The 13,259-nt window shown below is 68.5% G+C and carries 10 protein-coding genes; 7 read left to right on the forward strand and 3 right to left on the reverse strand.

Going from position 1 to position 13,259, the window contains the following annotated elements; translation table 11 throughout:
• Positions 1–9: 9 nt before the first annotated feature.
• Positions 10–861, reverse strand: coding sequence for a flagellar motor stator protein MotA (gene motA, locus N7640_RS19180; RefSeq protein WP_220811534.1), 852 nt, complete (start codon positions 859–861; stop codon positions 10–12).
• A gap of 119 nt (positions 862–980) precedes the next feature.
• On the opposite strand from motA, the gene N7640_RS19185 reads away from it, so the two are divergent.
• From N7640_RS19185 to N7640_RS19205, 5 genes are all read left to right on the forward strand, one after another.
• The gene (locus N7640_RS19185) at positions 981–2,504 is read left to right on the forward strand and encodes an HDOD domain-containing protein (protein ID WP_279904179.1); all 1,524 of its coding nucleotides are present in this window, start codon (positions 981–983) and stop codon (positions 2,502–2,504) included.
• Positions 2,505–2,549: 45 nt separating this feature from the next.
• A complete protein-coding gene (locus N7640_RS19190; RefSeq protein ID WP_279904180.1) occupies positions 2,550–3,383 on the forward strand; it encodes a rhodanese-like domain-containing protein in 834 nt (277 codons plus the stop codon).
• Positions 3,383–4,243, forward strand: a complete 861-nt coding sequence (gene asd / locus N7640_RS19195; RefSeq protein ID WP_279904181.1) for an archaetidylserine decarboxylase — start codon at positions 3,383–3,385, stop codon at positions 4,241–4,243. The genes N7640_RS19190 and asd overlap by 1 nt, the downstream gene beginning before the upstream one ends.
• A gap of 197 nt (positions 4,244–4,440) precedes the next feature.
• On the forward strand, positions 4,441–6,255 hold the full coding sequence (locus N7640_RS19200) for a molecular chaperone (RefSeq protein ID WP_279904182.1): 1,815 nt from the start codon (positions 4,441–4,443) through the stop codon (positions 6,253–6,255).
• A 66-nt stretch (positions 6,256–6,321) separates the two neighbouring features.
• Complete coding sequence (locus N7640_RS19205; RefSeq protein WP_279904183.1) at positions 6,322–8,388, forward strand: EAL domain-containing protein; 2,067 nt, start codon at positions 6,322–6,324, stop codon at positions 8,386–8,388.
• Between the two features lie 146 nt (positions 8,389–8,534).
• Here the strand turns inward: N7640_RS19205 and serB are convergent, their stop codons facing one another.
• Positions 8,535–9,749 (reverse strand): phosphoserine phosphatase SerB, encoded by a 1,215-nt coding sequence (gene serB / locus N7640_RS19210; RefSeq protein WP_220811525.1) that lies wholly within the window; start codon positions 9,747–9,749, stop codon positions 8,535–8,537.
• Positions 9,750–9,898: 149 nt separating this feature from the next.
• Here serB and N7640_RS19215 point away from each other — a divergent pair, with 149 nt between their 5' ends.
• Together N7640_RS19215 and N7640_RS19220 are read left to right on the forward strand one after the other, a co-directional pair.
• A complete protein-coding gene (locus N7640_RS19215) occupies positions 9,899–11,443 on the forward strand; it encodes a histidine kinase (protein ID WP_279904184.1) in 1,545 nt (514 codons plus the stop codon).
• Positions 11,440–11,982 carry a metal-dependent hydrolase gene (locus N7640_RS19220; protein ID WP_279904185.1) on the forward strand — a complete coding sequence of 181 codons (543 nt, stop codon included), beginning with the start codon at positions 11,440–11,442 and terminating at the stop codon, positions 11,980–11,982. Before N7640_RS19215 ends, N7640_RS19220 begins: the two co-directional genes overlap by 4 nt.
• Here the strand turns inward: N7640_RS19220 and waaA are convergent.
• Positions 11,956–13,230: a lipid IV(A) 3-deoxy-D-manno-octulosonic acid transferase gene (waaA, locus tag N7640_RS19225; RefSeq protein ID WP_279904186.1), complete on the reverse strand. Its 1,275-nt coding sequence runs from the start codon at positions 13,228–13,230 to the stop codon at positions 11,956–11,958. The two genes, N7640_RS19220 and waaA, sit on opposite strands and share 27 nt — an antisense overlap.
• Positions 13,231–13,259: the final 29 nt, after the last annotated feature.

Consider the following 13,259-nt stretch of genomic DNA (forward strand, 5'->3'; position numbering starts at 1 on the left):
CGGCCCGCCTCAGTTGCCACGCATGGCCTGCTCGAGCTCGCTGAAGCTCGGGCGGTGCGCGGGCAGCAGCACCTTGCGGCCGAACTCCACGGCCAGGGTCGGCGGCATGCCGGAAGCGGAAGCCACCAGGGTCGCCTTGATCGCCTCGTACAGGTTCACTTCCTCCTTGGCGTCGTGCTCCAGCGCGCCGGCCAGCGGCGCGAAGAAGCCGTAGGAAGCGAGGATACCGAGGAAGGTACCGACCAGCGCGGTGCCCACCTTCTCGCCGATCTGCGCGTTGTCGGCGGAGGCGAGGATGGACATGGTGATCACGATGCCCAGTACCGCGGCGACGATACCCATGGCCGGCATGCCGTCGGCCACCTTGGCCACCGCATGGGCCGGGTGCTCCAGGTCCTCCTTGAGGCTGGCGATCTCCATGTCGAAGAGGTTCTCCAGCTCATGGGGCGCCATGTTGCCGCTGGACATGATGCGCAGGTAGTCGCAGATGAACGCGGTCATCTGCGCGTCCTTGAGGATGGCCGGGTACTTGCTGAAGATCGGGCTGGCGTTGGGGTCCTCGACATCGGCCTCGATGGCCATCATGCCCTCGCGGCGGCTCTTGTTGAGGATCTCGTAGAGCAGCTTCAGCACTTCCAGGTAGAAGGCGTGGGTGAAGCGGCTGCTGAACATCTTCAGCGACTTCTTGAACACTGTCATGAAGGCGCTGCTGGGGTTGGCCTGGAGGAAGGCGCCCAGCGCGGCACCACCGATGATCATCACCTCGAAGGGATGAACCAGGGCCATGATTTTGCCGCCGGACAGAACGAAGCCGCCAAAAACGCAGCCGAAAACAACCAGGATGCCGATGATCTTGACCATGGAATTTAAGCTTGAAGTGTCAGTCGAAAAGGGTTCAGCGAAACAACCCTTCTAATTATCGGAAGTATTGAGCCAGACTATAGGCAGTAAAGGCGAAAAGCCAGTTCGGCTCAACCCGCATGCCCACCGACAAGACCATACCCCGCAGCCTCGACGCCTGGCTCAAGCAGCTGGATGCGGTGCGCCTGCCTGTTGCGACCCACCATCATGAGGCGGTTCGCCGCACCTTGCTGGACAGCCGCCGCTCGCTGCGGGAAATCGCCGACCAGATGCAGGAAAGCCCCGCCGTCGCCCTGGCCATCCTGCGCGAAGCCAACCGCAGCACCAATAGCTTCAGCGAGCCGGCGGAGAGCCTGGAAATGGCGCTCAACCGTCTCGGCCTGAAACGTGCTGAAACGCTTCTCGGCGCCATGCCGGTGATGGACGAGGCACAGATTCCCCTGGCGCTTCGCCAGCTGCAGCTGATCAGCCTGCACGCCTCGCAGCAGGCCAACGGCCTGTTCGCCGGCCGCCTGGCGCGCCTGTGGCAGGAAATACACTGGGGCAGCCTGCTGTTCCTCGCCCCGCTGTGGCCACTGGTGGCGACCTACCCGCAGCTCTTCGAGGCCTGGGAGCGGCGCGTGCTCGGACGTGGCGAGCCGGCCTGCAAGGTCGAGCGCGAGCTGCTCGGCGTGGCCCTGCCTTCGCTCTGCCTGGCGCTGGCGCGGCACTGGCGCATGCCTGAGTGGATCGTGCAGGGCTATCGCCTGCTGGTGGAAGACCGCCGACTGCTGGTCAAGGCCCTGCACCTCGCCCGCGACAACGAAAATCCCCTGCACCAGCAGCAGCGGCTGGACGAAGACACCCACCTGCGCCGCTGGCTGACCCAGCCGGGCAACAGCATCCTGCTGGCCAACGGTCTTGCCGTCTCCAGCCACCACAACTGGTCCTGCGAACACCACCTGCGCTGGCAGCGCCTGACCGGCCTCTATCTGCAGCTGGCGTTGCCGGAAATGCAACAGCTGGTCCACCAGCAGGCCGCGCAGAGCGCGCGCCAGCACCACCTGCCGGGCCTCTGGCACCCGGCCGAAGCGCTGCTGTGGCCCTGGGACGCCTGCCGCCTGCGCGACCTGCAGCCGCCGCCCGCGCCCGTCGCCAACCTCCAGCTGGACCAGTGGAAGCATCACTGCGCCAGGCTCCTGGCCCAGCCCACGCCGTTCGCCAACGTGGTGCAGCTGACTGACAGCGCCTGCCACGCCCTGCAGGCCGGCGGCATGCAGCGGGTGCTGGTGCTGCTGGCCGACCGCAACCACACCCGCCTGCAGGCCCAGCAGGTGGCCGGCCTGCCGGCGGCCGCGGCGCAACTGCGCCTCGACCCGGCGCAGAGCCAGGTGCTGCGCCGCCTGCTGGCCGAGGCCGGCCAGCTGCGCCTGAGCCCGGCCAACATGACCCAGGTCTCCGCCCTGCTGCCGGGCAGCCTCAAGGCGCTGTTCAGCGGCGAGCACCTGCTGTTGCGCTCGCTGGCCAGCAACGGTCGGGTGGTGATGCTGCTGGTGGCCGACCAGGGCGGCGGCGAGATCGGCGCCACGCCGCTGCAGGCCTTCGGCAAAACCGTGCAATGCATCGAGCGGGCGCTGTCCACCTTCGCCCGCCGCGGCAGCTGACCTTTCCGCTACAATCGCCCCTTTTCCACTCTCAGGAGGCTCCGCATGTCCGCCTTCTCAGGCCTGCCGCTGGTGATCGAACCGGCCGAACTGGCCGCCCGCCTGCAAGCGCCCGAGCTGATCCTGATCGACCTGAGTTCCACCGCCCGCTATGCCGAGGGACACATCCCCGGCGCCCGCTGGGTCGACAGCAAGCGCACCCAACTCGGCCAACCACCCGCCCCCGGCCTGCTGCCGGAAAAGGCGCAGCTGGAAGCGCTGTTCGGCGAACTGGGCCACCGCGCCGATGCGGTCTACGTGGTGTACGACGACGAAGGCGGCGGCTGGGCCGGACGCTTCATCTGGCTGCTCGACGTGATCGGCCACCCCCACTACCACTTCCTCAACGGCGGCCTGCAGGCCTGGCTGGGCGAGGGCCGTGAACTCAGCCAGGACACGCCCGCCGCCGCGACCGGCAGCGTCGCGCTGACCCTGAGCGACGCGCCCACCGCCAGTCGCGACTACCTGGAAAGCCGCCTGGGCGCCCCCGATCTGGCCGTGTGGGACGCCCGCTCGCCCGCCGAATTCTCCGGCGAGAAGGCGCTCGCCGCCCGCGGCGGCCACGTCCCCGGCGCCGTCAACTTCGAGTGGACCGCCGGCATGGACCCGCAGCGCGGCCTGCGCATCCGCGACGACATGGCCCAGGTGCTGCGCGACCTGGGCATCACGCCGGACAAGGAAGTGATCACCCATTGCCAGACCCATCGCCGCTCCGGCTTCACCTACGTGGTGGCCAAGGCGCTGGGCTACCCGAGGGTCAAGGCCTATGCCGGGTCCTGGTCCGAATGGGGAAATCTCCCCGACACCCCGGTCGAGCTTCGAATCTCCAAGGAACCATGATGAAAGAGCGTCTGTTTATCCTCAGCCAGTACCTGCTGCCGCACCACCTGCTGTCCCGCCTGATCGGCTTCGCCGCCGAGTGCCGCGCGGCCTGGTTCAAGGACCGCCTGATCGGCTGGTTCGCCCGCCAGTACCAGGTGAACATGGCGGAAGCCCAGGTCGAGGACCTGACCGCCTACGAGCACTTCAACGCTTTCTTCACCCGCGCCCTGAAGGACGGCGCGCGCCCGCTGGACGAGGCGCCCGGCGCGATCCTCTGCCCCGCCGACGGCGCGGTCAGCCAGCTCGGCCCCATCGAGCAGGGCCGCTGCTTCCAGGCCAAGGGCCACAGCTTCAGCGTGCTGGAGCTGCTCGGGGGCGACGTGGAGCGCGCCGCACCCTTCATGGGCGGCGACTTCGCCACCGTCTACCTGTCGCCGAAGGACTACCACCGTGTGCACATGCCGCTGGCCGGCACCCTGCGCGAGATGGTCTACGTGCCGGGCCGCCTGTTCTCGGTCAACCAGACCACCGCCGAGAACGTGCCCGAGCTGTTCGCCCGCAACGAGCGGGTGGTCTGCCTGTTCGACACCGAGCGTGGCCCGATGGCAGTGGTGCTGGTCGGCGCCATGATCGTCGCCAGCATCGAGACGGTCTGGGCCGGCCTGGTCACGCCGCCCAAGCGCGAGCTGAAGACCACCCGCTACGACGAGGCCGCGCGCGGCGCCATCGAACTGGCCAAGGGCGGCGAGCTGGGCCGCTTCAAGCTGGGCTCCACCGCCATCGTGCTGTTCGGACCGCAGCAGGTGCAGTGGGCCGAGGGGCTCACCGCCGGCAGCCCGGTGCGCATGGGACAGGCCCTGGCGCTGCCGCGCGCCTGAGCCCTCGCCCGCCGACTCCCGCGCCGGCGCCGGCCGCGCGGGAATGGCCGAAGGAACGATCCGCCGCGCGCCCGGGTCGGAGTCGGCAGGTCCCGCATTTGCCCGTCCAGGGCTGCGACACCGCCGCGATGCTGCTAGAGTTGCGAAAAACCCGTCGGCCAGGATGCCGCCCGCCTGTTACGGACCACCGCTAAGGTATGGATAAACAGAGCCCTCACCTGCTCCTGCGCGTACCCACCCCCGACAGACAGGGCCTGTCCTTCTGTGAAGCCAATCCGCGCGATGTGAAGCGCTGGATCGCCGGCCTGCCCAAGGCCAACATCGGCGAGACCGCCCGCCAGCTGTACCAGGGCCTGATCGAGCTGAACCAGCTGATCACGCCCACCGACAACCGCCTGCAACTGCTCGAACTGCTGCGCCCCGAGGTGTACTTCGTCACCAGCCACCTTGAGCGCCACTTCCTCAATCAGTCCATCGTGCTCGACGAGCGCCCGCGCAAGGTCGCCAACCTGTGCCAGGCCCTGCAGAACCATCTGGCCATCGGCTACAAGTTGATCATCGCCCAGGAACTGCCGCGCTTCGCCAAGGACCGGGCGCAGCTGCTCGCCGTTGCGCTGCAGCGTGCCAGCCACGCGCTGTGCGGCCCGCTGGTACGCGCCAGCCAGCTCTACTGCCCGGTGCCCGAAGGGCTCTGGCTGGAACTGCACCAGTTCTACCGCATCGCCCGCCAGCATGGCCTGCAGAAAGCTCAGGTGCGCGACAGCCTGGCGCGCAACGGCAGCAGCCTGAGCCTGGAGCAGATCTACATCGGCGCCCTGCTGCTCGGCTGCGCGCGCTGCAACCAGATGCGCCAGAACAGCATCGCGCGCCTGGCCGAGGCCTTGGAAAACTGGAGCACCCTGGTCACCCTGCAACGGGCCGACGCGCCCAACAGCCTGTTCGCCGTAGCCCCGCAGGTGGACGGCCCGCCACGCTACAAAGCGCTGTTCGAAGGCGACCTGAGCAACCTGCTCGGCCTGGACCCGCAGGCACTGGTGGATGCGATCAAGGAACACCTGCTGCTGCCGCCGGACAGCCCCGAGCCGAGCCGGCTGACGACCCCGGAAGGCATGTCGACCGATCTGCTGCAGCACCTCGCCTCCGCCTGGGGCGATATCGCGGAGCGCACCTTCCAGCGCACGCCGGGGCGCGGCAGCCTGACGCTGTGCATCGGCATGTCGGCACTGCACTTCTACCTGGCCGGCAAGCGCAGTTTCGCCGACGTGCTGAAACAGGAAGAAAAGCCGCGCGGCGCCCAGTTCGCCACCACCGACATGAGCGCCGCCGCCAGCAAAGATGTCTGGGCCAACGCCTTCGACGCCCAGCGCGAGAACGAGTGGGAAAACGGCATCACCATGGAGGTGATCCAGTACAAGGCGCCGCAGAAGCCGGGCGAGCAGCCCATCGAGGCGCCGGCGGAAAGCTACCCGACCTTCGATGTGCCCATCGTCAACCACAGTCCCGGCGGCTACTGCCTGAGCTGGCCGCGGGAAGTGCCGGCGCAGCTGCAGGCCGGCGAACTGCTGGGCGTGCAGGACGCACCGGAGCAGGCGTGGAGCGTGGCGATCGTGCGCTGGATCCGCCAGGTCAGGGGCGGCGGCACGCAGATGGGTATCGAACTGATCGCCCCGCACGCCCAGCCCTGCGGCGTACAGCTGGTGCGCAAGAGCGACCAGAACAGCCAATACCTGCGGGCCATGCTGCTGCCCGAGATCCGCGTGATCTCCCGCCCCGCCACGATCATCACGCCACGCCTGCCGTTCCAGGAAAGCAACAAGGTGATCATCAACCGCAGCGGTGACGAAACCCGCGCGATCCTCAGCCGCAAACAGGCCGGAACCGGCAGTTTCAGCCAGTTCGAGTACCGGGTTCTGGACGAGACCAAACCACCGTCCGGGACCTCCGTCACAGCTCAGAAAACCCCGGGCCAAGGCGACGATGAAGACTTTGACTCACTCTGGAAGTCCCTGTAGATTCCGGGGAAATGCCATCCGTCGCCTTTTTTTATCCGCTCTTCGGCACCCTCTGAAAAAAACCTCATGGCCATCGAAAAAAAAACCATACGGCTGCTGATTCTTGAGGATTCGCAGAACGAGGCCGAGCGCCTGGTCAGCCTGTTCCGCAACGCGGGCCACGCCACCCGGGTGCATCGCATAACCTCCAGCGACAACCTGTCGGATGCACTGCAGAACAGCTGGGACCTGTTGATCAGCGCGCCCACCAGCGACCACCTCGACCCCAGCGAAGCCATCACCGCCATCCGCCGCCAGGCCAAGGACATTCCGGTGATCCAGCTGGTGGCCGACAACGACTCCGACAGCATCACCGAGGCCCTGACCCTGGGTGCCCAGGACGCCCTGCCCCAGGGCGAGGACGAGCGCCTGATCCTGATCGCCAGCCGCGAACTGGCCAACCTTGAGGAGCGCCGCGCACGGCGCGCCGCCGAAGTGGCCCTGCGCGAGGCGGAGAAGCGCTGCCAGCTGCTGCTGGACAGTTCGGTGGACGCCATCACCTACGTCCACGACGGCATGCACATCTACGCCAACCGCGCCTACCTCCAGCTGTTCGGCTACGAGGATGCGGACGAGCTGGAAGGCATGCCGATGATCGACCTGATCCATTGCGAAGACCAGGCGCGCTTCAAGGACTTCCTCAAGGGCTACGCCAGCGGCGAAGGCAGCACCGAACTCAGCTGCGGCGGGGTCAAGCCCGACGGCCAGCGCTTCCAGGCACGCATGACCTTCTCGCCCGCCGCCTACGACGGCGAGCCGTGCATCCAGGTGGTGATCCGCGCCGAGAGCGACAACGCCGAGCTGGAAGAGAAGCTGCGCGAGATCAGCAGCCAGGACCTGGTCACCGGCCTGTTCAACCGCTCGCACTTCGTCGAACTGATGGACACCGCCGCCCAGCGCGCGGTGAACGACGGCCAGCCGTCCACCCTGTGCTACATCCGCATCGACCGCTACAGCGAAATCGTCAGCGAAGTGGGCCTGGCCGGCATCGACATCCTGCTCGCCGACCTGGCCGTCATGCTGCGCGGCCACTTTGGCGACGGCGCCCAACTGGCGCGCTTCGGCGACGACGTGTTCACCGTACTGAAACCGGGCGCCAGCCCCGAGCAGAGCAAGGAACAGCTGGCCGCCCTGCTGAAGAAGGTCGAAAGCCACCTGTTCGACGTCGCCGGCCGCACCGTGCAGACCACCCTGTCCATCGGCGTCGCCGGGCTCAGCGAGCAGACCAGCAAGGCCCAGGAAGTCATCGACCGCGCCCACCGCTGCGCGGACGAACTCAGCGGCAACGCGATCAAAATCTACGATCCGGCGGACGAACTGGCCGCCGCCGCCAGCCGTGGCAACCTGGTGGCCATGGTCCAGCAGGCGCTGGACAACAACAGCTTCCGCCTGCTGTTCCAGCCGGTGATCAGCCTGCGCGGCGACAGCGACGAGCACTACGAGGTGCTGCTGCGCCTGCTCAACAGCCAGGGCGAGGAAGTGCCGCCCGTGGAGTTCCTCAACGCGGCCAAGGAGGCCGGGCTGGCCGAGAAGATCGACCGCTGGGTGATCCTCCACTCGGTCAAGTTGCTCGCCGAACACCGCAGCAAGGGCCACAGCACCCGCCTGTTCGTTCACCTGTCGGCCAACAGCCTGCAGGACCAGACCCTGCTGCCGTGGCTCAGCGTGGCCCTCAAGGCCGCGCGCCTGCCGTCGGATTCCCTGGTGTTCCAGATCAGCGAGCCGGACGCGGTGGCCTACCTCAAGCAGGCCAAGGCGCTCACCCAGGGTCTGGCGGAGCTGCACTGCAAGGTCGCCCTCGGCCAGTTCGGCTGCGCCATCAACCCCTTCAACACGCTCAAGTACCTCAACGTGGACTTCGTGAAGGTGGACGGCTCCTTCTCCCAGGACCTCTCCAACGCGGAAAGCCAGGAGGCGCTGAAGACCCTGCTGGCCAGCCTGCACGCCCAGGCCAAGCTGACCATCGTGCCCTACGTCGAGAGCGCCAGCGTGCTGGCCACCCTCTGGCAGGCCGGGGTCAACTACATCCAGGGTTACTACCTGCAGGGCCCGAGCCAGTCGATGGATTACGAGTTCTCCACCGGGGACGAGTGACCCAGGCCCATAAAAAAGCCCCGCGATCGCGGGGCTTTTTTATGGGCAAGGACTTTTGGCCGTAGGGTGCGCCGTGCGCACCAATAAGTCCGTGCATGGCCCCGGTGCGCACAGCGCACCCTACAACGGCGAACCTTCAGCGGCCCCTACTCCTGGCCGTCGCGGTCGCGGAAGCCCAGCAGGTAGAGGATGCCGTCCAGGCCCAGGGTGGAAATCGCCTGCTTGGCCGACTGCTTGACCAGCGGCTTGGCGCGGAAGGCCACGCCCAGGCCGGCCAGGCCGAGCATGGGCAGGTCGTTGGCGCCGTCGCCCACGGCGATAGTCTGCTCCAGGCGCAGGCCCTCCCGCTCCGCCAGTTCGCGCAGCAGGTCGGCCTTGCGCTGGGCATCGACGATCGGCTCGACCGCCACGCCGGTGACCTTGCCGTCGACGATCTGCAGCTCGTTGGCGAACACGTAGTCGATGCCCAGCTTGGCCTGCAACTGTCGGGCGAAGTAGGTGAAGCCGCCGGAGAGGATGGCGGTCTTGTAGCCCAGGCGCTTGAGCTCGGCGAACAGCACCTCGGCGCCTTCGGTCAGGCGCAGCGAGGCGCCGATCTCCTCCAGCACGTCCTCGGACAGCCCCTGCAGCAGGGCCAGGCGTTCCTTGAAGCTGGCGCGGAAGTCCAGCTCGCCGCGCATGGCACGCTCGGTGATCTCGGAGACCTTCTCGCCGACGCCGGCAGCCTTGGCCAGCTCGTCGATCACCTCGGCCTCGATCAGCGTGGAGTCCATGTCGAACACCGCCAGGCGGCGGTTGCGGCGGAACACCGAGTCGCGCTGGAAGGCGATGTCGACATCCAGCTCCTGGGCCACGCTGAGGAACTCGGCGCGCAGCGCATCGACATCGGCCGGCTCGCCGCGCACGGAGAACTCGATGCAGCCCTTGCCCTGGTCGGCCGGCATGTCCAGCGGCATGCGCCCGGACAGGCGGTCGATGTGGTCGATGTTCAGGCCGTACTTGGCGGTGATCGAGCTGACCCGCTGCAACTGTTCGGCGGTGACCTTGCGGGTCAGCAGGGTGACCATGTAGCGGGTCTTGCCCTGGGCGCCTACCCACTGCTGGTAGTCGGCCTCGGAGACCGGGGTGAAGCGCACCTGCTGGTCCAGCTTGTAGCCGGTGAACAGCACGTCCTTGAGCACCGACGAGGCCCGCTCGGTATCCGGGATCTCGACCAGGATGCCGAACGACAGGGTGTCGTGGATCACCGCCTGGCCGATGTCGAGGATGTTCACGCCGCCCTGCGCCAGCACGCCGGTGATGGCCGCGGTCAGGCCCGGGCGATCTTCCCCGGTGATGTTGATCAGGACGATTTCGCGCAAGGCGCACACTCCAGCTTGCAGATGATGGGTCGGCGAAAGGGCGCACATTCTAACCCGTTTCGCCGGGGCCATGGCACGGGCGGCGCTTTGCCCGCCTGGGGGCGGTGGTTATACTGCGCGGCAATTTCATTCGAGAAGAGCCGCGCTCTGTGAACCGGCCCGTTCAGGTCAAGCCCGACAATTTCTTCCTGCTGCTGTTCAATGCCCTGCGCCAGCGCCGCGTGCCGCTCGCCCTGCGCATCGCCAGCCACAGCCTGCTGCTGGTCGCCCTGGCCCTGGTGATCTACGCCTGGGTGATGGGCATGCAGTTCAAGCAGGCCATGCAGCAGCAGGCCGACGCCCTCGGCCAGAGCCTCACCGTGCAGACCGCCGCCTCGGCCACCGAGCTGCTGGTGTCCAACGACATCCTCAGCCTCAACGTGCTGCTCAGCAACCTGGCGAAGAACCCGCTGGTGGCCCATGCCGCGATCTACAGCGTGGACAACCGCATCCTCGCCGAGGCCGGCTCGCGCCCCACCCAAAGCATCCTCGGCGAGACCGAGGGCCTGTACTCCACGCCGATCACCTTCCAGGAGGTGATCGCCGGGCAACTGCGCATCAGCCTGGACATGCAGCAGTTCCAGCAGCCGATGACCATCAGCCTGCAGAGCATGGGCCTGCTGAGCCTGATCCTGCTGGCGCTGACCCTCTCGCTCAGCCTGCGCCTCGGCCGCCACATCTCCACGCCGCTGATGCAACTGCGCGTCTGGCTGCGCGACCCGGACGACCCCGCCCCCGGCGCCGGCCGCCAGGACGAGGTCGGCGACCTCGCCCGCCAGCTGCAGGCGCGCCTGGTGCCGGAAAAACCGGAACCCGAGCCGGAGCCGGAAGAAGCGCACGACGAATACGCGGACCTCGACCTCGATGAGCAGGACGACGATGCGTCGGAGCCGGGCTTCGACGTGCCGAACCTGCGCGCCGACAAGGACTACGACTACGAGGACGACGACCTCGACGAGCCGGCGCCCCGCCCGGCAGTAGCCCGGCAGCCCGACGAGGACGATCCCTTCGCCGACCTGCGCGACCTGCACCAGGACGTCGAGCAGGAGGAACCGCCGGTAGCAGAGCCCACCACGCCGCCCCGGCAAGTCAGCAGCGCCGTGCTGGCCATCCAGCTCGGCGCCCAGGAACAGCTGCGCCACCTGCCCCGCGCGCGCCTGATGGAGCTGCTGCAGCGCTATCGCGACTGCCTGGAGCGGGCCGCCGCGCTGTACCAGGGCAAGCTGTTCACCCTCAACGACGGCAGCAGCCTGATGCTGTTCGACAGCACGCAGAGCGGCGAGGACTACCTGACCCACGCGCTGTGCTGCGGCGAGCTGATGCGCGCCCTCGGCCATGCCCTGCAGATCGAGGTGGCCGACAGCGGCATCACCCTCCAACTGCAGCTGGGCCTGACCCGCAGCGACGAGGACATTCCGCCGAGCCAGGCCGAACTGCTGCTCAGCGAGGCGGCCCAGGACGCCCTGGCCCTGGCCCAGCACAGCCGCAACCTGCTGCTGGTGCAGCGCAGCGTCGCCGACGACCCGCTGCTGCGCCAGCGCGCGCGCATCCGCGCCATCGCCAGCCCGGAGGGCGCCAGCTGCGTCGAGCGCCTGCTCGAACCCTACCCCTCGCTGCTGGAACGCCAGCTGGCGCGTCTGCACGACCACTCGTGACCACCCTGATCAGCCACCCGCTGCCGATCCTGGCGCTGGGCCTGGCGCTCGGCCCGCGCGTGGTGCCGCCAAAGCTGCTGCTGGCCGGCATGCTGTTCGCCCTCCTGCCCGACGCCGACATGCTGGCGTTCAAGTTCGGCATCGCCTACGCCGACGCCTTCGGCCACCGGGGTTTCAGCCATTCCCTGCTGTTCGCCGGGCTGGCCGGGGTGCTCGGCGCCCTGGGCTGCCGCCTGCTCGGCTGCGGCCCGCTCCGGGCCTTCGTGTGGATCGCCCTGGCGACCGCCTCGCACAGCCTTCTGGACGCGGCCACCGACGGCGGCCTCGGCGTGGCCTGGTTCTGGCCGTGGAGCGAGCAGCGCTTCTTCCTGCCCTGGCGGCCGATCGAGGTGTCGCCCTTCCTCGCCGGCTTCTTCAGCCAGCGCGGGCTGGACGTGCTGGCGTCGGAGGCGCGCTGGGTCTGGCTGCCGTGCCTGGGCCTGGCGCTGGGCGGCATCGCCCTGCGCGCGTTGCTACGCCCGCGCCAGCAGGCGCTCTAGCCCGGCCAGCAGGCGCGCCAGCGCGCCCTGGTTGGCGCGCATGACGCCCAGCCCGGCCTCGGCCCTGCGCCCAGCCTCGTCCGGATCGGCGAACAGCCCGCTCAGCGCGCCGTGCAGCGCCTCGCCATCCGCCACTTCCAGCAGATCGCCGGCATCGCGCAGCTGGGCGGCGATCTCCAGGAAATTGAACAGGTGCGCCCCGCTCAGCAGCGGCTTGCCCAGCGCCGCCGGCTCGAGCAGGTTGTGCCCACCGTTGGGGACCAGGCTGCCGCCGACGAAGGCCAGGTCGGCCAGGGCATAGAGGAACAGCAGCTCGCCCAGGGTATCGCCGAGCAGTACCTGCACCCCGTCGCCGACCGGCTCGCCCGTGGAACGGCGTACCGTGGCGAAGCCTTCGCGGCGGCACAGCTCGAACACCTGGGCGAAGCGCTCGGGATGGCGCGGCACCAGGATCAGCAGCGCGTCCGCCCGCTCCGCCAGCAGCCGTCGATGGGCCGCGAGCACCACCTCGTCCTCGCCAGCGTGGGTGCTGGCGGCGATCCACACCGGCCGGGCCGCCGCGCCCCAGCCGCTACGCAGCTCGGCCGCGCGACGCGGCAGCTCGGGGTCGACGCTGAGATCGAACTTGATCGAACCGGTCACCTCGATGCACCCAGGCCGCGCGCCCAGCTGGCGGAAACGCTCGGCCTCGGCGGCGGTCTGCGCGGCGATCAGCTCCAGCTCGGCCAGCATCGGCGCGGTCAGCTTCGCGAAGCGCGCATAACCGCGCGCCGAGCGCTCGGACAGCCGCGCGTTGGCCAGCGCCACCGGAATACCCCGCGCATGGCAGGCGTGGATATGGTTGGGCCACAGCTCGGTCTCCATGATCACCGCGAGCCGCGGCCGCAGGCGGTCGAGGAAACGCGCGCAGGCCCAGGGCAGGTCGTACGGCAGGTAGCAGTGCTGGATGCGCTCGCCGAACAGCGCCTGGATGCGTTCCGAGCCGGTCGGCGTCATGCAGGTCACGGTGACCGGCAGCTCCGGGTGGCGTTCCAGCAGCTCGCGCACCAGCGGCGCGGCGGCGATGCTCTCGCCCAGGGATACCGCGTGTATCCAGATGCCCCCGGGGCGGAAGGCCGGCAGGCCGAGGCTGAAGCGCTCGCCGATGCGCCGGCCATAGGCCGGTGCGCGCCAGGCGCGCCACAGCAGGCGCAGGAAGATGAATGGCAGGGCCAGGTGCAGGATCAGGCTGTAGAGGGTTCTGTTCATGGGCGCGCAGCTTAGCAAAGGGGCATGCC

The organism is Pseudomonas sp. GD04015, from assembly GCF_029837675.1.
Lineage (GTDB): Bacteria > Pseudomonadota > Gammaproteobacteria > Pseudomonadales > Pseudomonadaceae > Aquipseudomonas > Aquipseudomonas paralcaligenes.